Source organism: Variovorax sp. V93 (genome assembly GCF_041154485.1).
GTDB classification, from domain to species: Bacteria; Pseudomonadota; Gammaproteobacteria; order Burkholderiales; family Burkholderiaceae_C; genus Variovorax; species Variovorax beijingensis_A.
The window spans coordinates 3,012,950-3,032,499 of sequence record NZ_AP028669.1 but is presented as its reverse complement, the minus strand read 5'-3'; the positions used below and the strand labels follow the sequence as shown (position 1 = coordinate 3,032,499).

Below are 19,550 nucleotides of genomic sequence, written 5' to 3'. Positions count from 1 at the left end.
GGTGTTTTTTGGAGTGTGGAACGCCCCCCGATTATCTCAGCCGACGCGCCTACCTCGCCGCCGCCCGGGCTTCCTCGATCCAGCCGTCGAACAGCGGCCGATGCGCCTTGATCCAACCATCGGTGTGGCGCTCCAGGTCTTGCTGCGTGCTGGCGCCCTGGCTCATGCGCAGGTTCTGGGCGTTGATGTCGCCGATCGGCAGTTTCATCACCTCGAACAACCTGCCGGCGGCCGGGTTCTTCTCGACGAAGGCCCGGTTGGCGACGATCTGCTCCTGGTTGGCCTGGAAGCCGTAGTTCTTGCCGTTGGGAAGCTGGGTGTCCGCATCGCCGCCCTGGGAGGACGAGAAGGGCACCTGCAGCCACACCACGTCCGCGCCCGGGCGCAGCACGGCGCTGACCCAGTAGGGCGTCCAGGTGTAGTACAGCACCGGCTTGTCCTGCTTGAAGCGCGCGATGGTGTCGGCCATCAGCGCGGCATAGCTGCCTTGCTTGTGCGTGACGGTGTCGCGCAGCTGGTAGGCCGTCAGGTGGTTCTCGATCGCCAGTTCGCAGCCCCAGCCCGGGTTGCAGCCTGTCAGGTCGGCCTTGCCGTCGCCGTCGGCATCGAACAACTTGGCGATGGCCGGGTCCTTCAGCTGCGCGATGTTGGTGATGTTGTATTGCTCGGCCGTCTTGCGATCGACCAGGTAGCCCTGCACCGCGCCGTCCGAGTACACGCCCTTGCGCCACAGCTTGGCGTCGCCGCCGCTGTTCTTGTAGAAGTCGGCGTGCAGCAGGCTCCAGTGGTTGGCCATGAAAGTGGCGTCGCCGTTGGCGATGGCCAGGTGCTCGGTGGCGGGTTCGAGGTCTTTCATCGGCAGGGCGGTGTAGCCCAGCTTTTCGAGCGCGCGCATCACGAGCAGCGTCTGGAACGCCTCTTCGGCAAGCGAGCTCTTGAGCGGCTGCACGGTGACGCCCTGGCCGGGCAGGTCATTCGCGGCCTGTGTGCCCATGCCGAAGGCGACGAAACCGAGCGCCAGCAGGCCGCGGGCGATGATGAGATTGATTTTCTTCATGCGTTGATTTCCTGCGTGGCGGTTTTATTGCGCTTGCGCGGCGAGGGCGGGAACGGGTTCGCTCGCACCGTCACCGCGCGACGGCGTGCCCACGAGGCGCTGCAGCAGGCGCAGCGCCAGGCCGGCTGGCCCGGTGTGCCACCAGCGGCGCCCGGCGCTGCGGCGCGACTTGCCCATGGCCTGCGTGAGCCGGTCGAGCGAGATCGCCAGCAGCACGATGCCCAGGCCGCCCACGGTTGCCAGGCCCATGTCGAGCCGGCCGATGCCGCGCAGCACCATCTGGCCCAAGCCGCCGACGGCGATCATCGAGGCGATCACCACCATCGACAGCGACAGCATCAGCGCCTGGTTGATGCCCGCCATGATCGAGGGCATGGCCAGCGGCAGCTGCACCTTCACCAGCATCTGCCAGGGCGAGGCGCCGTAGGCGCGCGCGGCCTCGATCAGGTCGGGCCGCACCTGGCGCAGGCCCAGGTTGGTCAGGCGCACCAGCGGTGCCAGCGCGAAGACGATGGTCACGATCACGCCCGGCACGTTGCCGATGCCGAACAGCATCACCACCGGCACCAGGTAGACGAAGGCGGGCGTGGTCTGCATGGCGTCGAGCACCGGGCGCATCAGGCGCTGGGCCCGGTCGCTGCTGGCCAGCAGAACCCCGAGCGGCAAACCGATGATCATGCAGAACACCAGCGAGGTCAGCACCAGCGACAGCGTCACCATGGCCTCGGGCCAGATGCCCAGCATGGCCACGAGCAGCAGCGCCACCGTGGTGCCGATGGCGAGCGCGCGGCCGGCGAACTGCCAGGCAAAGAGGCCGATCAACGCGATCATCGCGAGCGTCGGCAGGCCGGTCAGCAGGCCCTGCACCCAGTTCAGCGTGCTGTCGATGGGCAGGCGCACGGTCTGGAAGAAGGGGCGGAAATGCTCGACCACCCAGCCGAGGCCCTGGTTGATCCAGGATTCGACCGGCATCGAGCCGTCCCAGAGGCGGTGCAGCTCCAAGCCGCTGGCCGCCGCATCGGCCGAGCCGGCCAACTGGTGGGCCGCGTCGGCGGGCGCATCGAGCCAGGCGCTCGTGGCCGACGTGTCGGGCGCGGCCGAGAGCGCTTCCCACGGATCGACGAAGGCGGGGGTTGCGGGCGTGCTCGGGTCGGAAGGAAGTGTGTTGTCGTTCATCGTTCAGGGGCCTTCGTGAATTCAGTGCGGCTCTGCGGCGAGCGCGGGTGCGGCGTTGGGCAGGACGGGCTCGATCGGCGGCGTGTCGCGGTCCAGGAACTTGAGCAGCGTCGTCTTGCTGATCGCACCGCAGAAGCGGCCGTCGTTCGCCACCACCGGCAGCGCGCACGGCGCCTGCGCGAGTTGGCCGATCAGGCCTGCCACCGGGGCTTCGGCATCGATGCGCGGCAGGTCGTCGATGAATGCGTGCTGCAGCCCCAGCGAGCCTGAATGCCCGTCGAGCGCGCCGCGCAGCGTGTCCGCCGACACCACGCCGAGGAAGCGCTTGTTCGGGCTCGTCACGTAGGCGAAGTCGCGGTCCTGGTCTTCGAGCAGCTTGAGCGCCGCGCGCGCGCCGCGCTCGGGGTGCTCGCACACCACCGTGAGCGACTTGCGCGCGATGTCCGCCGCCTTGAACACGGCCGCCGCATCGACACCGCGCACGAAGCTGCGCACGTAGTCGTCGGCGGGGCTGCGCAGGATCTCGTCGGGCGTGCCGACCTGGATCACCTGGCCGTCCTTCATGATCGCGATGCGGTCGCCGATGCGCATGGCTTCGTCGAGGTCGTGCGAGATGAAGACGATGGTGCGCCGCTGCTCCTTCTGCAGCCGCAGCAGTTCCGACTGCATCTCGGTGCGGATGATCGGATCGAGCGCCGAGAAGGCCTCGTCCATCAGCAGGATCGAAGGGTCCGAGGCCAGTGCGCGCGCCAGGCCCACGCGCTGCTGCATGCCGCCGGAAAGCTCGTCGGGATAGCTGTCGCCCCAGCCCGCGAGGCCCACCTGCGCGAGCGCCAGGTCGGCCTGCGCGAGGCGTTCCTTCCTGCTCGTGCCCGACAGTTCGAGGCCGAAGGCGGTGTTCTCGCGCACCGACATGTGCGGCATCAGCGCGAACGACTGGAACACCATGCTGATGTCCTTGCGGCGCAGCGCGCGCAACCTGGCGTCGGAGTGCTCGTTGATGTCCGCGCCGTCGATCACGATGCGCCCGGCGGTCGGCTCGATCAGACGGTTCAGGAGGCGCACCAGCGTCGACTTGCCCGAACCCGAGAGGCCCATGATGACGAAGATCTCGCCGGCCTGGATTTCGAAGGTGGCATCGAACACGCCGATCGACTGGCCCGTCTGCGCGAGGATTTCCTTCTTCGAAAAACCTCGGCGGACGAGTTCTAGCGCCTGTTCGGGCGAATCGCCGAACACCTTGAAGACATGGTCGATGAGAATTCCTTTGGCCATACGCCGGGGCTCCTTGTGCGAAGGTTGGACACAGCACCGCCCCGGAGGGCGGCAACGGCCACGCCATCAGCCGATGGGGCTGCCCGAACAGAGAGCGCGTGAAGAAAAGCGCGTGCAATGGCCCGGCGAGCCTCGAGGGCTGCCGACAGGCACTGAAGACGACATGGCGACGAAGCCAGTGCCCGCCGGATGCTTCATTCGCAGGGCGGCGGGCCTGGTCGAGGGGCGCCGCCTGGATGAGCGTGACGTGGCAGTGGGGCCGGAAAGTTCCGGCCGGTTTGCCGGGCAGGGCCCGGCGGGAAGAGCCTTGCACCGCGACGGGATTCGGTGATCCGCGAGTAGCGCAAGGGCAACCAACATGACTTGTTGGTCGTCTGAAGACCGCAATTATAACTTTTTGACATTACGTGAGTCAAGCCCACGGCGTATCGTCGGCCGGATGTACGGGGCAGCAAAGCCTCGTCAAATGCGAGCCATTCTTATCGAGGCCATACTCGGCCTCGCGCCCGGCGAGCGGGTGCAACCATCCAAGACTGCGGAGCTTTTTCACCATGACGACTTCCCCCAAGACCCGTGCCGAGCGCGATACCTTCGGACCGATCGACGTGCCGGCCGACAAGCTGTGGGGTGCGCAGACGCAGCGCTCGCTGCAGAACTTCGACATCTCCGGCGAGCAGCAGCCGCGCGAGATCATCAAGGCGCTGGCGCAGGTCAAGCGCGCCTCGGCCGTGGTCAACCATGCGCTGGGCCTGCAGGACGAGAAGAAGACCCAGGCCATCGTGGCCGCGGCCGACGAAGTCATTGCCGGCAAGCATCCGGGCGAGTTCCCGTTGGTGGTGTGGCAGACCGGCTCGGGCACCCAGACCAACATGAACGTCAACGAGGTGCTGGCCAACCGCGCGAGCGAACTGCTGGGCGGCGAGCGTGGGGAAGGGCGCCTCGTGCACCCGAACGACGACGTGAACCGCAGCCAGTCGAGCAACGACGTGTTCCCGACCGCCATGCACGTGGCGGCCGTCGAAGCCATCACGCACAAGCTGCTGCCCGCCATCGCCAAGCTGCGCGGCACGCTGGAGCAGAAGTCGAATGACTTCGCCGACATCGTGAAGATCGGCCGCACCCACCTGCAGGACGCCACGCCGCTCACGCTCGGCCAGGAGTTCTCGGGCTACGTCGCGCAGCTCGCGCATGGCGAGGCGCATGTGCGCGCCGCGCTGCCGCACCTGTGCGAACTGGCGCTGGGCGGCACGGCCGTCGGCACCGGGCTCAATGCGCCCAAGGGCTATGCCGAGCAGGTGGCGGCCGAACTGGCCCGGCTCACGGGCCTGCCCTTCGTGACCGCGCCCAACAAGTTCGAAGCCATGGCCAGCGTCGATGCGCTGGTGCATGCCCACGGCGCGCTGAAGACCCTCGCCGCCAGCATGAACAAGATCGCCAACGACGTGCGCTGGCTCGCGAGCGGTCCGCGCAGCGGCATCGGCGAACTCAGCATCCCGGAGAACGAACCCGGCTCGTCGATCATGCCGGGCAAGGTCAACCCGACGCAGAGCGAAGCCGTCACGATGCTGGCCGCACAGGTGTTCGGCAACGACGTGGCCATCAACATCGGCGGCGCCTCGGGCAACTTCGAGCTGAACGTGTTCCGCCCGATGGTGGCGCACAACTTCCTGCAGAGCGTGCGCCTGCTGGCCGACGGCATGGTGAGCTTCAACGACCACTGCGCCGTGGGCATCGAGCCGAACCGCGAGCGCATCACCGAGCTGGTGCAGCGTTCGCTGATGCTCGTGACTGCGCTCAACACGCACATCGGCTACGACAAGTCGGCCTACATCGCGAAGAAGGCGCACAAGGAGGGCACCAGCCTGCGCGAAGCCGCGATTGCCTCGGGCCACCTCACGGCCGAGCAGTTCGACCAATGGGTGGTGCCGGAGAACATGACGGGCCGTTGAGCGATCAGTACCCGACCGTGTAGCGCTGGCGCGAGTGAACGGGCTTCTCGAGCTCGTCGATGAATGCGATCGCGTAGTCCTCGAAGGTGATCCAGCTGCGGCCTTCGGCGCTCACGAGCAGGTCGTCCTTGCCCAGGCGGAATTTGCCGGTGCGCTCGCCTTCGACGAATTCGGCCGAGGGCGAGAGAAAAGTCCAGTCGAGCTCCTTCTCGTTGCGCAGCACCTCCAGGAATGCGGCGCCTGCGGAGGCCTCGGCCTTGTACGCCTCGGGGAAGTTCGGCGTGTCGATCACCTTCAAGCCCGGTGCCGCGAACAGGCTGCCGGCGCCGCCGACCACCAGCAGGCGCTTCACGCCCGCGCGCCTGGCCGGCTCGATGATGGCCGCGGGCGGCACGCTGGCGAAGTGCGCGGCGCTGAACACGGCGTCGTGGCCGGCCAGTGCCTTTTCGAGCGCGGTACCGTCGAGCACGTCGAGGTCCACGGCCTTCACATTGGCGCGGCCCGACAGCTTTTCGCTCGCCTTGCGCGCGATGGCCGTCACTGTGTGGCCTCGGCGCAGGGCCTCTTCGAGAAGGCGGCCGCCGGCGCGTCCGGTGGCGCCGATGATGGCGATGTGGCTCATTGAATGGCTCCTGAAAATGGTTGGGATGAAGCGCATCTTAGGTTTCTGGTTTCGAAAGAAATACCTCGAATTGCGCGCTTGTTTATTCCTAAAATCGTTCGAATGGATCGATTGAATGCAATGCGCGTGTTCGTCACAGTGGTGGATGCGGGCAGCCTTTCGGCCGCGGCCGACAAGCTCGACCTCTCGCGCCCGGTGGTCACGCGCTACGTGGCCGAGCTCGAGCAATGGACCGGCGCACGCCTCTTGCACCGCACGACGCGCCGGCTGAGCCTCACGGCGGCGGGCGAGGAGTTGCTGCCGCGCTGCCGCCAGGTGCTCGAACTCGCGGGCGACATGCAGGAAGCCGTGCGGCAGCCGGCGGAGGCGCCGCGCGGCCAGCTGCGCATCACGGCCAGCACCTCTTTCGCGCAGGCGCAGCTGGCCGATGCGGTGGCCGAGTACGTGCGGCTCTATCCAGGCGTGGCCGTCGACCTGGTGCTGCTCGACCGGGCGGTGAACCTCGTGGACGAGCGCATCGACCTGGCGATCCGCGTGGCCGCGGAGATCGATCCCAACCTGATCGCGCGGCGGCTCACCGATTGCCGCTCGGCCGTGTGCGCGTCGCCGGCCTACCTGAAGGAGCATGGCCAGCCGCTGCGCCTGGAAGAGCTGGCCCAGCGCAATTGCCTCACGCATTCGTACTTCGGGCGCAGCCTCTGGAATTTCACGCGCAGGGACACCGGCGAGCCGGCGTCGGTGGCCGTGGGCGGCAATGTGTCGGCCAACGATGCGGCCAGCCTGATGTGCCTGGCCCGGGCGGGGGCCGGCATCGCGATGTTGCCGACCTATCTGGCGGCGCCGCTGCTGAAGGAAGGCGAACTGGTGCGGCTCTTCGGCGATGTCGAGCCGCAGGTGGTGGGTATGTATGCGGTGTACGCCTCGCGCAAGCACATGCCGGCCACGCTGCGCACGATGCTCGATTTCCTGGCCGCGCGCTTCACGGAAACGCCGGCCTGGGACATGCCTTAGTGGCGCGTGTTGGCCGCCGCGGCCTCGTTCATCAGCTTGTCGGTGTAGGCGATGGCCATGGCCGAGAACAGGAACGCGATGTGGATCACGGTCTGGGCGATCAGCACCTTGTCTGTGTAGTTGTCCGCGTTGATGAAGGTCTTCAGCAGGTGGATGGAACTGATGCCGATGATGGCCGTGGCCAGCTTCACCTTGAGCACCGAGGCGTTCACGTGGCTCAGCCACTCGGGCTGGTCGCGGTGGCCTTCGAGGTCCATGCGGCTCACGAAGGTTTCGTAGCCGCCCACGATCACCATGATCAGCAGGTTGGAGATCATCACCACGTCGATCAGCGCCAGCACCACCAGCATGATCACGGTTTCGTTGAGCGTGCCCACCGGCGCGGTGGTCTTGTAGCCGATGCTGGTGATCAGCGCCTGCAGCGCGTCCTTGCTGCCGAAGGCCGCCTCCACCAGGTGCAGCAACTCGACCAGGAAGTGCACCACGTACACAGCCTGCGCCACGATCAGCCCCAGGTACAGCGGTAACTGCAGCCAACGGCTCGCGAAAATCAGCTTGGGCAGCGGCCGGAGCGGCGAGCCGCGGGCTGGAACAGGCGTATTCGGGCGGTCGAAGGATTCGGGAGCGGACATGGAGAGGATGATTGGAAACGACCGGCGATTCTAGAGGTGCCCCCATGTCCGACTCGTGATAACCCTGCGAGGGCCTGTTCACCCTGCCAACGGATCTCCGCTGGCAGGGTGAACAGGCCCTAACATCGCAACCGTCAGTGGCCCGTAAGTGGACCCGCCGACATTACGGCCGCACCTAGATCAAGGAGACAAGAAAATGAGCAGCAGCGCATCGAAGAACATCGAATCCGTCCTGGTCGAGAACCGCGTGTTCCCGCCCGACGCCCGTGCCAGCGCCGGCGCGCGCATCAGCGGCATGGCCGCCTACGAGGCCCTGTGCCAGGAGGCCGAGCAGGACTTCGAAGGCTTCTGGAGCCGCCTGGCGCGTGAGAACCTGAGCTGGACCAAGCCCTTCAGCCGCACCCTCGACGAATCCAACGCCCCCTTCTACCAATGGTTCGGCGACGGCGAACTCAACGCCAGCGCCAACTGCCTGGACCGCCACATCGGCACCCCCGTCGAGCACAAGACCGCCATCGTCTTCGAGGCCGACGACGGCGCCGTCACCCGCGTCAGCTACAAGGAACTGCTCGCGCGCGTGAGCCAGTTCGCCAACGCCCTGAAGGCCGCCGGCATCGAGAAGGGCGACCGCGTCATCATCTACATGCCCATGACCATCGAGGGCGTGGTCGCCATGCAGGCCTGCGCGCGCATCGGTGCCACCCACAGCGTCGTGTTCGGCGGCTTCTCCGCCAAGGCCCTGCAGGAGCGCATCATCGACGCCGGCGCCGTGGCCGTCATCACCGCCAACTACCAGCTGCGCGGCGGCAAGGAGCTGCCCCTGAAGGCCATCGTCGACGACGGCATCGCCCTGGGCGGCTGCGAATCCATCCAGACCGTCTTCGTCTACGAGCGCACCCCCAGCGCCTGGCGCCGCGTCGAGGGCCGCGACAAGACATTCGCCGAGGCGCTGGCCGGCCAGAGCACCGAGTGCGCCCCCGTCCCCGTGAACGCCGAGCACCCGCTCTTCATCCTCTACACCTCCGGCTCCACCGGCAAGCCCAAGGGCGTGCAGCACGCCACCGGCGGCTACCTGCTGTGGGCCCGGCTCACCATGGACTGGACCTTCGACATCCGGCCCGAGGACATCTTCTGGTGCACCGCCGACATCGGCTGGATCACCGGCCACACCTACGTCGCCTACGGCCCGCTGGCCGCCGGCGCCACCCAGGTCGTGTTCGAGGGCATCCCCACCTTCCCGCACGCCGGGCGCTTCTGGCAGATGATCGAGCGCCACCAGGTCAGCGTCTTCTACACCGCCCCCACCGCCATCCGCTCGCTCATCAAGGCCGCCGAATCGGACGAGAAGGTGCACCCGAAGAACTGGAACCTGGACAGCCTGCGCATCCTCGGCTCGGTGGGCGAGCCCATCAACCCCGAGGCCTGGATGTGGTACCACCGCCATATCGGCCATGAGAAATGTCCGATCGTCGACACCTTCTGGCAGACCGAGACCGGCGGCCACGTCATCACGCCCCTGCCGGGGGCCACGCCGCTGGTGCCGGGCTCATGCACCTTGCCGCTGCCGGGCATCATGGCCGCCATCGTGGACGAGACCGGCAAGGACCTGCCCAACGGCGCGGGCGGCATGCTGGTCATCAAGCGGCCCTGGCCCTCGATGATCCGCACCATCTGGAACGACCCCGAGCGCTTCAGGAAGAGCTATTTCCCCGAGGAAATGGGCGGCACCATCTACCTGGCCGGCGACGGCGCGGTGCGCAGCGAAGACCGCGGCTACTTCCGCATCACCGGGCGCATCGACGACGTGCTCAACGTGTCGGGGCACCGCCTGGGCACGATGGAGATCGAATCGGCGCTGGTGTCCAAGACCGACCTGGTGGCCGAGGCGGCGGTGGTGGGGCGGCCCGACGACGTGACGGGCGAGGCGGTGTGCGCCTTCGTGGTGCTCAAGCGCGGCCGCCCGACCGGCGAAGAGGCCAGGCAGATCGCCAACGAGCTGCGCGCCTGGGTGGCCAAGGAGATCGGCCCGATCGCCAAGCCCAAGGACATCCGCTTCGGCGAGAACCTGCCCAAGACGCGCAGCGGCAAGATCATGCGGCGCCTGCTGCGCAGCATCGCGAAGGGCGAGGCCATCACGCAGGATATCTCCACGCTGGAAAATCCGGCGATTCTGGAACAGTTGTCACAGACCAACTGATTCGATCTGTAGGACATGGCCGTTAGTGGGAAGCAGGGGCCTTTGCGGCCCGCGGCCTGAGGTAAAACCGGCGCAGTTGCCATGCACCTCGACGTGCATGGCGAGTTCACTGTGTTCGATCTTTACGAAGGAGGCCCCCATGGGCGTGAGATCTGCTTTCCTGTTCGTCATCCTGCTGCTGATCGCGGCGCTCGCCGCGCTCAACTGGGGCACGCTCTCGTCACCGGTGCCGGTGTCGCTGGGCTTCATGACCGTGTCCGCGCCGCTGGGCCTCATGATGCTGGGGCTGACGGTGGCCCTCGGCGTGTTCTTCCTGGTCTATGTTCTGTACCTGCACAGCTCTGTGCTGCTCGACGCCAAGCGCCACAACAGGGAAATGCAGGTGCAGCGCGACCTGGCCGACAAGGCCGAGGCCTCGCGCTTCACCGAACTGCGCAATTTCCTCGAGGCGCAGGAAACCAAGCACATGGCGCAGAACGCCGACCGGCATGCCGCACTGCTGACGCGGCTGGGGCAGGTCGAGAGCGTGATCCGCCAGCGCTCGGAGCAGTCCGACAACACCGTGGCCGCGCACATCGGCCAGCTCGAAGACCGCATCGAGCGCAAGCCGCTGCCCACGGACATCGATCCGCGGATCTGACGAGCCGCGTCAGCGCGCCAGCAGCACCCAGGCCGCCAGCTTCTTGGCGTCGGCTTCGCTGACCTGGGTGTTGGCCGGCATCGCCAACGGCCCCCACACGCCCGAGCCGCCCTTGATGATCTTTGCCGCCAGCATGTCGACGGCACCGGCGTTGCCCTTGTACTTGGCGGCCACGTCCTTGAAGGCGGGGCCGAGCACCTTGCGGTCCACCGCATGGCAGCTCATGCAGTTCTTCGACGTCGCCAGCGCCAGGTCGGCAAAGGCGGGCGCCGCCAGGCCGAGGCCGAGAACCGCGAATGACAGGAGTCTTTTCATGGGGCTTTATTCGTAATGGCTGGGTTACATTCGATGCAACGCGATTGTAGGTAGCGCCGTGGACCGGCGTCCGGAAGCGTTGCCAACAAAAACCCGGAGGGATTCGCGATGCTTTTTCTGCTGTTGGGCCTGCTCGGCGTGGGCCTCAAGTACTTCGAGGTGGGCATGGTGGCCGGCTGGAACTGGTGGATCGTGCTGTCGCCCTTTGCCATGGCCGTGGCATGGTGGGCCTGGGCCGATTCGTCGGGCTACACCAAGCGCAAGGTCATCGAGCGCGAGGAAGCGCGCAAGCAGGCGCGCATCGACCGCCAGCGCAGCAACATGGGCCTGCCCGGCAGCAAGGGCCAACGCCCCAAGCGCTGACCGGCAGGCCCTGATCGCCCGTCGGCCTCAGAACTTGTCGAGCACCGCGCCCGAGCTGGCGCTCGAGGCATTGAACGCGAACTTGGCCTGCACGCCGCGCGTGTAGCGCGGCGCCGGCGGCGTCCAGCCTTCGCGGCGCTTGGCCAGCTCGGCTTCGGGCACGTTGAGCTCGAGCACCAGCTTGTGCGCGTCGATGGTGATCGAGTCGCCCTCGTTCACGAAGGCGATGGTGCCGCCCGCCGCCGCTTCGGGCGCGACGTGGCCCACCACCATGCCCCAGGTGCCGCCCGAGAAGCGGCCGTCGGTGATCAGGCCCACGCTTTCGCCGAGGCCCGCGCCGATCAGCGCGCCCGTGGGCGCAAGCATCTCGGGCATGCCCGGGCCGCCCTTGGGGCCGAGGTAGCGCAGCACCATCACGTCGCCGGCCTTGATCTTGCCGTCGAGAATGGCCTTGAGCGCCGACTGCTCGTCGTCGAACACGCGCGCCGGTCCGGTGATGACCGGGTTCTTGAGGCCGGTGATCTTGGCGACCGCGCCTTCGGGCGACAGGTTGCCCTTGAGGATGGCCAGGTGGCCTTCTTCGTACATCGGCTTGTCGATCGGGCGGATCACGTCCTGGTCGGCACGCGGCACGTCGGGCACGTCCTTCAGCACTTCGGCGATTGTCTGGCCGGTGATGGTGATGCAGTCGCCGTGCAGCAGGCCCGCGTTCAGCAGCACCTTCATGACCTGCGGGATGCCGCCGGCCTGGTGTAGGTCGACCGCGAGGTACTTGCCCGAGGGCTTCAGGTCGCAGATCACCGGCACCTTCTTGCGCATGCGCTCGAAATCGTCGATGGACCACTCGACCCCGGCCGCGTGCGCAATGGCCAGGAAGTGCAGCACCGCGTTGGTGGAGCCGCCCGTGGCCATGATCACCGCCACCGCGTTCTCGATGGCCTTCCTGGTCACGATGTCGCGCGGCTTGATGTCCTTCTTGATGGCCTCGATCAGCACCTTGGCCGATTCCTTGGCCGAGTTGGCCTTCTCGTCGTGCGGGTTCGCCATGGTCGACGAGTAGGGCAGCGAGATGCCGAGCGCCTCGAACGCGCTGGACATGGTGTTGGCCGTGTACATGCCGCCGCAGGAGCCGGTGCCGGGAATCGCGCGCTTCTCGATCTCGTGCAGGTCTTCGTCGCTCATGTTGCCGGCGGCGTTCTGGCCCACGGCCTCGAACACGCTCACGATGTTGAGGTCCTGTCCCTTGTAGCGGCCCGGCAGGATGGTGCCGCCGTAGACGTAGATCGCCGGCACGTTGGCGCGCAGCATGCCCATGAGGCCGCCGGGCATGTTCTTGTCGCAGCCGCCGACCACCAGCACGCCGTCCATCCACTGGCCTCCGACGCAGGTCTCGATGCAGTCGGAGATGACCTCGCGGCTCACCAGCGAGTACTTCATGCCTTCGGTGCCCATGGCCATGCCGTCGGAGATGGTGGGGGTGCCGAACACCTGCGCGTTGCCGCCGGCTTCCTCGATGCCCGCGATGGCCGCGTCGGCCAGCTTCTGCAGGCCCGAGTTGCAGGGCGTGATGGTGCTGTGGCCGTTGGCGACGCCGACCATCGGCTTCTTGAAGTCGGCCTCTTCGTAACCCATGGCGTAGAACATCGAGCGGTTGGGCGCGCGGCTCTTGCCTTCGACGATGTTGGCGCTGCGGCGGTTGATCTGGATGGGTTTGGTGTCCATGGTGTCTCTTGTGTCGTGGGGGAGATCGAGGGGAATTCCAAGTATCGGACTTCTCATTGATTCATTCCAATCCATTTTCTCGCGCCGATTGATATGCTTGGCATATGAAAGATGCCTTGATCGACCTGCGCGCATGGCGCCAGTTCGTGGCCGTGGCCGAGGAGCTGCACTTCGGCCGCGCCGCGCTGCGGCTGCACATGACCCAGCCGCCGGTGACGCAGGCCATCGCCCAGCTCGAGAAAACGCTGGGTGTGGTGCTGTTCGACCGCACGCGCCGGCGCGTCGCGCTCACGCCGGCCGCGGAGGCGCTGCTGCCCGACGTGCGCGAGCTGCTGGCGCGCGCCCAGGCGCTGCCGGCGCGGGCCCGCGCGGCGGCAGCGGGGCAGGTGGGGCGCGTGCGCATCGCCTTCGTCTCGACCGTCGGTTTCGAGCAGCTGCCGGCCTGGGTGCGCGAATTCCGCGTGCGCTGCCCGGAAGTGGCGCTCGAACTGGTCGAGGCCACGGGCGACGTGCAGCTCGAGGCCTTCGCGCGCGGCGAGATCGACGCCGGCCTGATGCTGCATTCGCCGGGCGCCGCGCCGCCCGGGCTGGCGCGCCTGCCGGTGGAGGAGGAGGCGCTGGTGCTGGCGCTGCCGTCGCAGCACCGGCTCGCGCGTGCGCGGCCCGTGCCGCTGGCCGAGGTGCTGGCCGAACCGCTCGTGATCTTTCCGCGCCGCATCGTGCCGTCGCTGCACGATGCGGTCTTCGACCTCTATCACGCGGCGGGGCGCACGCCGCAGGTGGCGCAGGAGGCGATCCAGATGCAGACCATCGTCAACCTGGTGTCGGGCGGCATCGGCGTGGCCTGGGTGCCGCACAGCGTGATGCAGTTCCGGCGCGCCGGGGTGGTCTATCGGGAGGCCGGCGAGTTCAAGGGCGCGGGCCGGCGCCGCGTGGCGCTGCCGGCCTGCGAAACCAGCCTCGTGTGGCCTGCGCAGGCCGCGCATCCGGCGCTGGCGCGCTTCGTGGAATTCGTGCGCGAGCGCACGGGGCGGGCGCGGGCGGCGTAGGGCCGGCCCGGCTTACCTGCGCGGCGTTCGTGCGCCGGCCGGCCGCGGTGCTTCGGGCGCATCGAGCGACGCGGCGAGCAGCGTCTCGAGCCAGCCCGCGAAGGCCTGCATGCGGCGCGAGAGGTTGCGCCGGTGCGGATAGACCAGGTGCACCGGCAGCGGCTGGGCGCGCGCCTCGGGCAGTACCTCGGCCAGCTCGCCGGCCGCGAGGTGTTCGCGCACGTCGTAGGCCGGGATCTGGATCAGCCCCAGCCCCGCCAGCGCGCAGGCGATGTAGGTCTCGGCGTTGTTTGCGCTCACCTGGCTGCGCATGCGCAGCGCCGCGGTCTCGCCGTCGTGCTGCCACTCCCACGGCGCCGCGCGGCCGCTGGTCGGCGAGGCGTAGTTGACCGCGGTGTGCTCCGGCAGGTCCGCCGGCGTGCGCGGCGTGCCATGGCGCGCAAGGTAGGCCGGGCTCGCGCAATTGATCAGCGTGAAATGCCCCAGCGGCCGTGCCACCAGGCTGCTGCTCGCCAACGGGCCCACGCGCAGCGCGCAGTCGACACCTTCGAGCACCAGGTTCACGGCACGGTCGCTGGAGCCGAGTTCGAGTTCGATCGCCGGATAGCGTTCGAAGAAATCCGGCAGCGCCGGCGCAATGAGCCGCCGCGCGATGCGGCTCGGCACGTCGACCTTAAGCCGTCCGCTCACCTGGCTGCGCGACGGCAGGAACTGCTGCTCGATGTCTTCCATGTCGGCCACCAGCGTGCGGGCCCGTTCCAGCAGCACTTCGCCGTCGGGTGTGAGGCCGACGCGCCGCGTGGTCCGGTGCAGGAGGCGCGAGCCCAGCTTCGCCTCGAGCTGCTGCACCGCCGTGGAGATGGTGGCGCGCGGCAGTGCGAGCCGATCGGCCGCACGCGTGAAGCTGCCGGTTTCGGCCACGCGCAGGAACACCTTGAGAAGGTCGATGCGGTCCATGCGTGCTGTCTGTATTGTTTGTGATTATCAGAACAGTCTAGCGTCGGATTGTTGATTTATTCAGGAACTTGCCATCAATAGACTGAAGCTTCCCGATTCACATCAACGCTCTTCAGCAGGAGGTCATTCCATGTCCGCACGCACTCTCAAGAACAAGGTCGCCGTCATCGCCGGCGGCGGCAAGAACCTCGGCGCGCTCATCGGCCATCAACTGGTCGACGGCGGCGCCCGCGGCATCGCGATCCACTACAACAGCGACGCCTCGCGCAAGGAGGCCGAGAAGACCGCCGCCGAGCTCGAGGCCAAGGGCGCCGGCACGCTGCTGGTGCAGGGCGACCTTGCCGTGGTGGAGAACAACGTCAGGCTGTTCGACCAGGCCGTGCAGCACTTCGGGCAGGTCGACATCGCCATCAACACCGCGGGCGTGGTGATCAAGAAGCCGATCCTCGATGTCACCGAAGCCGACTACGACAAGAGCTTCGACGCCAACGCCAAGGCCGCGTTCTTCTTCATCCAGCAGGCCGGCCGCACGCTGGCCGAGGGCGGCAGCATCGTCTCGCTGGTGAGTTCGCTGCTCGCGGCCTACACGCCGTTCTACGCGATCTACCCGGCCTCCAAGGCAGCGGTGGAGCACTACACGCGCGCGGCCTCCAAGGAGTTCGGCGAGCGCGGCATCTCGGTCAATGCGATCGGCCCCGGACCGATGGACACGCCGTTCTTCTATGGCCAGGAAAGCAAGGAGGCCGTTGAGTACCACAGCAGCGCGGCGGCGCTCAGCAAGTTCTCGAAGAAGGGCCTGACCGACATCGAGGACATCGCACCCATCGTGCGCTTCCTGGTCACCGAAGGCTGGTGGATCACCGGCCAGACGATCTTTGCCAACGGCGGCTACACCACCCGGTGACATGGATCTCCCCCAAGCTTCGCGCACTTCGTGTCGCTTCGCCAACCCCCTCGCCGGGGGCAACACCAGCGGCCCGGCAAAGCCGGTTCCGCGGTGTTTCGCGACGGATCTGCGCCGGTGCCATGGGTACAGCGCTGTGAAAAAACAAGGGGCAAGATGCCGAACGGAGAACAAGCGATATGCACACGATCATGGTGATGGGCGGCGGCTTCGTGCTGCTGGTGGTGTTTCTGCTGGCCGGCCGCTTCATCGGCGATGGCTCGTCGCTGGCGCTGGCCGCGGCCGCCAAGTGGTTCATTCCGGCATGGTTCATCGGTGCCGGCATCAACATGGCCGTGGGCGTGGTCAAGGCCGGCTATTCGGTGGCCGAAGAACTGCCGATCTTCCTGCTGGTGTTTGCCGTGCCGGCGGCCGTGGCGGCACTCGTGTGGTGGAAGCTCGGCCGCTGACATTGCCCTGAATGCCCCCGCGCCGGCCGCGACATCTCGGCCGGGCACAATCCGCGGATGCTCATGTATCCGCAGATCAATCCTGTCGCCCTGCAACTCGGGCCCGTGGCCATCCATTGGTACGGCCTGACCTACCTGGCCGCGTTCGCGCTGTTCTATTTTCTCGGCACGCGCCGGCTGCACCACGAACCGTACCGCTCGCTGGTCGGCCAGGGCGCCTGGCAGCGCAAGGACATCGAGGACATTCTCTTTCTGGGCGTGATGGGCGTCATCGTGGGCGGGCGGCTCGGCTATTGCCTTTTCTACAAGCCCGAGTTCTACCTCTCGCATCCGCTCGAGATCCTCTATGTGTGGCAGGGCGGCATGAGCTTCCATGGCGGCCTCCTCGGCGTGATCGGCGCGATGGTCTGGTTCGCGCATTCGCGCGCGCGGCCGTTCTGGCAGGTGATGGACTTCGTGGCGCCCTGCGTGCCCACGGGCCTGGCGGCGGGCCGTGTCGGGAACTTCATCAACGGCGAGCTCTGGGGGCGCTTCAGCAGCCCCGACCTGCCCTGGGGCATGGTGTTTCCGCAGAGCGGCTCGATGCTGCCGCGCCATCCTTCGCAGGTGTACCAGTTCCTGCTCGAGGGGCTTCTGCTGTTCGTCATCATGTGGCTCTACGCCCGCAAGGAACGCAAGCAGGGGCAGGTGGCCGCGGTGTTCCTGATCGGCTACGGCGTGCTGCGCTTCGTTGCCGAGTACTTCCGCGAGCCCGACGATTTCCTGGGCCTGCGCGCGCTGAACCTGAGCCAGGGGCAGTGGCTCAGCGTGCCGATGGTGGTCTTCGGCATCGGCCTGTGGATCTGGGCCGCGCAGCGCCGCCAGCCGGCGAGCGCCTGAGCATCGGGCCCTCAGGGTAAGCACGGGCCGCGCATGGGGTGCGCGACCCTTGCGGCTCCCGTAAGGGCGCCTCACAATTACGCGTAATTACAGAAAATTACGCCAGCCGATTTTTTCTTCAGCCGCCATGCGCCTGGTCCCCAACTCCCTGCACGACGAAGTCGCCGCCACGCTGCGCGAGCAGATCTTCGCGGGCGCGCTGGTGCCGGGCAGTTTCCTGGACGAGGCCGCGCTGTGCGAGCGGCTGTCGATTTCGCGCACGCCCTTGCGCGAGGCGCTCAAGGTGCTCACGGCCGAAGGCCTGCTGCGACACGAGCCACGGCGCGGCTGCTTCGTGCGCGAGGTGACTGAGCGCGATCTCGACGAGATATTTCCCGTCATCGCGCTGCTCGAAGGCCGCTGCGCCTACGAGGCGGCCCGCAATGCGAGCGATGCGGAATTGAGCGAGCTCGACGTGCTGCACGAACGGCTGGTGCGCCACGCCAAGGCCAAGCGCATCAACGACTACTACGCCACCAACCACCTGATCCACGAGGCCATCATCCAGCTGGCCGATAACAAGTGGCTGGCACAGGTGATTGGCGATCTGCGCAAAATTCTCAAGCTGGCGCGGCTTCAGCAACTGCATGCGCCGGGCCGGCTCGAACAGAGCCTGTCGGAGCACTTGGCGGTGTTCGCGGCGCTCAAGGCGCGCGACAGCGAGGGCGCGGACGCGGCCATGCGCACGCACCTGACACGGCAGCGCGAGGCGCTGCGCGCGGTGGCGCGGCAACAGAAATCCAGGGTGATGTCGTGAACGGCCTGAAAGAAGAAGGCATCCCCGCAGCCCACAGCATTGGAGTTTGTCGATGAGTGCGACCGAGTGGTTCCAGGCGCGATTGCGCTCTGGCGAGAAGTCCGGCGAAAAGGCCGCCGCCAAGGTGCCCGTGGCATCCGATGGCGCGGCCCGCGGCGCACCCAGGACGGCCGCAAAACCCAGCATGCGCTCGACCGCCGAGCGGCTGCAGGCCACGCTGCGCAAGGCCGACGAAGCCTTGTCGCCGCGCGCGCTGCGCCGCGTGCTCACGGCCCTGCAGGCCGTGATCGATCCGCGCGTGAGCGAGGTCGAGGGCGGGCGCCGGGCCCATGCCATTGCACGCGAATATGCCGCCGCCACGCCCGAGGAGCGGCGCGACTACTGGGCGCTCATGAGCGAGCATTTCGCTGCCGACCCGCACAAGCTCAAGTCCGCGCGCGACCAGCACCAGGCCGCCGTCGGAACGCCCGACGAAGGCCAGGCCGAGCTGCGGCTGCGGCGCGCGCTGGTGTCGCCGCGCATGCGCCTGCTGCAGCGCTTCGCGGTCGAGCCCGAGGGGATGCGCTTCCTGGTCGACCTGCGCGCCGAACTGCTGCCTTTCCTCAAGTCGGACAAGCGGCTGATCGCGCTCGACGCCGAGCTGGAGCATCTGTTCTCCACCTGGTTCGACGTCGCGTTCCTCGAACTGCGCCGCATCGACTGGCATTCCCCGGCCTCGCTGATCGAGAAGCTGATCCGCTACGAGGCCGTGCACGACATCAAGAGCTGGACCGACGTGAAGAACCGGCTCGACGACAGCGACCGCCGCTGCTACGGCTTCTTCCATCCGCGGCTGCCCAACGAGCCGCTGATCTTCGTCGAGGTGGCGCTGGTCGACCGCATCAGCGACGGCATCACGCCGCTGCTCGATGAAGCAGCCGTGCCGATCCAGCCGGCCAAGGCCACCACGGCCATCTTCTATTCGATCAGCAACACCCAGAACGGGCTGCGCGGCGTGAGCTTTGGCGATTCGCTCATCAAGCGCGTGGTCGAGACGCTGCAGGAAGAGCTGCCGCGCCTGAAGACCTTTGCCACGCTGTCGCCGATCCCGGGCTTTCGCGCCTGGCTTGCCAGGAATGCCGCCGAGCTGCTGCCGCGGCTGGACGAAAAGCGCGAGGCCGAGCTCGGCCGCCTCGTCGGCTCGCTGCCGCCGACCGCCGAGCGGCTGCTTGCCGCGGTGGAGGCGCCGGCCACGCTCGATGCCAGGTCGCCTTTGCGCCAGTGGCTCCTGCAGGCCGCGGCCGAATACCTGGGCCGCACGCTGATCGACGGCACGCCGGCCGATCCCGTGGCGCGCTTTCACCTGGGCAACGGGGCGCGCGTGGAGCGCCTCAACTGGGCCGGCGACCCGTCGCCCAAGGGCCTGAAGCAGTCCTACGGCCTGATGGTCAACTACCTCTACGATCTCAAGCGCCTCGACAAGCATCGCGCATGGATCTCCGAGGGCAAGGTGGCGGTTTCGGGGGATGTGGAAAGCCTGTTCTTCAAAAAAGGCTGAGTTCTGCAAAGAAGTCCGGC

Annotated in this window: 19 protein-coding genes; 11 read left to right on the top strand and 8 right to left on the bottom strand. The window is 67.4% G+C overall.

Features of this window, described 5'->3' with window-relative positions:
- Positions 1-49 precede the first annotated feature (49 nt).
- Genes proX through proV form a run of 3 tightly spaced genes read right to left on the bottom strand, consistent with a single transcriptional unit; the run spans position 50 to position 3,508 of the window.
- Positions 50-1,057, bottom strand: a complete 1,008-nt coding sequence (proX, locus tag ACAM54_RS14445; protein ID WP_369647999.1) for a glycine betaine/L-proline ABC transporter substrate-binding protein ProX — start codon at positions 1,055-1,057, stop codon at positions 50-52.
- A 24-nt stretch (positions 1,058-1,081) separates the two neighbouring features.
- Positions 1,082-2,233, bottom strand: coding sequence for a glycine betaine/L-proline ABC transporter permease ProW (gene proW / locus ACAM54_RS14440; RefSeq protein WP_369647998.1), 1,152 nt, complete (start codon positions 2,231-2,233; stop codon positions 1,082-1,084).
- A 21-nt stretch (positions 2,234-2,254) separates the two neighbouring features.
- Positions 2,255-3,508 carry a glycine betaine/L-proline ABC transporter ATP-binding protein ProV gene (gene proV, locus ACAM54_RS14435; RefSeq protein ID WP_369647997.1) on the bottom strand — a complete coding sequence of 418 codons (1,254 nt, stop codon included), beginning with the start codon at positions 3,506-3,508 and terminating at the stop codon, positions 2,255-2,257.
- A gap of 551 nt (positions 3,509-4,059) precedes the next feature.
- Between proV and fumC the strand changes: the two genes are divergently transcribed.
- Positions 4,060-5,457 (top strand): class II fumarate hydratase, encoded by a 1,398-nt coding sequence (gene fumC, locus ACAM54_RS14430; protein ID WP_369647996.1) that lies wholly within the window; start codon positions 4,060-4,062, stop codon positions 5,455-5,457.
- 4 nt (positions 5,458-5,461) lie between these two features.
- Here fumC and ACAM54_RS14425 read toward each other — a convergent pair whose 3' ends face one another.
- A complete protein-coding gene (locus ACAM54_RS14425; protein WP_369647995.1) occupies positions 5,462-6,079 on the bottom strand; it encodes an NAD(P)-dependent oxidoreductase in 618 nt (205 codons plus the stop codon).
- Between the two features lie 102 nt (positions 6,080-6,181).
- Between ACAM54_RS14425 and ACAM54_RS14420 the strand changes: the two genes are divergently transcribed.
- Positions 6,182-7,090: a LysR family transcriptional regulator gene (locus ACAM54_RS14420; protein WP_369647994.1), complete on the top strand. Its 909-nt coding sequence runs from the start codon at positions 6,182-6,184 to the stop codon at positions 7,088-7,090.
- On the opposite strand, the gene ACAM54_RS14415 is transcribed toward ACAM54_RS14420, so the two are convergent.
- Positions 7,087-7,722 (bottom strand): YqhA family protein, encoded by a 636-nt coding sequence (locus ACAM54_RS14415; RefSeq protein WP_145745196.1) that lies wholly within the window; start codon positions 7,720-7,722, stop codon positions 7,087-7,089. The two genes, ACAM54_RS14420 and ACAM54_RS14415, sit on opposite strands and share 4 nt — an antisense overlap.
- Before the next feature lie 196 nt (positions 7,723-7,918).
- Here ACAM54_RS14415 and acs point away from each other — a divergent pair, with 196 nt between their 5' ends.
- The gene (acs, locus tag ACAM54_RS14410; RefSeq protein WP_369647993.1) at positions 7,919-9,919 is read left to right on the top strand and encodes an acetate--CoA ligase; all 2,001 of its coding nucleotides are present in this window, start codon (positions 7,919-7,921) and stop codon (positions 9,917-9,919) included.
- 139 nt (positions 9,920-10,058) lie between these two features.
- A complete protein-coding gene (locus tag ACAM54_RS14405) occupies positions 10,059-10,559 on the top strand; it encodes a LapA family protein (protein WP_145746520.1) in 501 nt (166 codons plus the stop codon).
- Positions 10,560-10,568: 9 nt separating this feature from the next.
- On the opposite strand, the gene ACAM54_RS14400 is transcribed toward ACAM54_RS14405, so the two are convergent.
- Positions 10,569-10,874 (bottom strand): c-type cytochrome, encoded by a 306-nt coding sequence (locus ACAM54_RS14400; RefSeq protein ID WP_012747637.1) that lies wholly within the window; start codon positions 10,872-10,874, stop codon positions 10,569-10,571.
- A 108-nt stretch (positions 10,875-10,982) separates the two neighbouring features.
- On the opposite strand from ACAM54_RS14400, the gene ACAM54_RS14395 reads away from it, so the two are divergent.
- On the top strand, positions 10,983-11,237 hold the full coding sequence (locus ACAM54_RS14395; RefSeq protein WP_369647992.1) for a TIGR04438 family Trp-rich protein: 255 nt from the start codon (positions 10,983-10,985) through the stop codon (positions 11,235-11,237).
- A 27-nt stretch (positions 11,238-11,264) separates the two neighbouring features.
- On the opposite strand, the gene ilvD is transcribed toward ACAM54_RS14395, so the two are convergent.
- Positions 11,265-12,959: a dihydroxy-acid dehydratase gene (gene ilvD / locus ACAM54_RS14390; protein WP_309934587.1), complete on the bottom strand. Its 1,695-nt coding sequence runs from the start codon at positions 12,957-12,959 to the stop codon at positions 11,265-11,267.
- Between the two features lie 104 nt (positions 12,960-13,063).
- On the opposite strand from ilvD, the gene ACAM54_RS14385 reads away from it, so the two are divergent.
- Entirely contained in the window at positions 13,064-14,008 is a 945-nt protein-coding gene (locus ACAM54_RS14385; RefSeq protein WP_369647991.1) for a LysR family transcriptional regulator, read from the top strand.
- A 12-nt stretch (positions 14,009-14,020) separates the two neighbouring features.
- On the opposite strand, the gene ACAM54_RS14380 is transcribed toward ACAM54_RS14385, so the two are convergent.
- Positions 14,021-14,965: a LysR family transcriptional regulator gene (locus tag ACAM54_RS14380; RefSeq protein WP_369647990.1), complete on the bottom strand. Its 945-nt coding sequence runs from the start codon at positions 14,963-14,965 to the stop codon at positions 14,021-14,023.
- A gap of 130 nt (positions 14,966-15,095) precedes the next feature.
- Here ACAM54_RS14380 and ACAM54_RS14375 point away from each other — a divergent pair, with 130 nt between their 5' ends.
- From ACAM54_RS14375 to ACAM54_RS14355, 5 genes are all read left to right on the top strand, one after another.
- Positions 15,096-15,869 (top strand): SDR family oxidoreductase, encoded by a 774-nt coding sequence (locus ACAM54_RS14375; RefSeq protein ID WP_369647989.1) that lies wholly within the window; start codon positions 15,096-15,098, stop codon positions 15,867-15,869.
- A gap of 179 nt (positions 15,870-16,048) precedes the next feature.
- A complete protein-coding gene (locus ACAM54_RS14370; protein ID WP_369647988.1) occupies positions 16,049-16,318 on the top strand; it encodes a hypothetical protein in 270 nt (89 codons plus the stop codon).
- Between the two features lie 57 nt (positions 16,319-16,375).
- Entirely contained in the window at positions 16,376-17,197 is an 822-nt protein-coding gene (gene lgt / locus ACAM54_RS14365) for a prolipoprotein diacylglyceryl transferase (RefSeq protein WP_369647987.1), read from the top strand.
- Positions 17,198-17,324: 127 nt separating this feature from the next.
- Positions 17,325-17,993, top strand: coding sequence for a GntR family transcriptional regulator (locus ACAM54_RS14360; protein WP_145746528.1), 669 nt, complete (start codon positions 17,325-17,327; stop codon positions 17,991-17,993).
- Between the two features lie 52 nt (positions 17,994-18,045).
- On the top strand, positions 18,046-19,530 hold the full coding sequence (locus tag ACAM54_RS14355) for a malonyl-CoA decarboxylase (RefSeq protein WP_145746529.1): 1,485 nt from the start codon (positions 18,046-18,048) through the stop codon (positions 19,528-19,530).
- Positions 19,531-19,550: the final 20 nt, after the last annotated feature.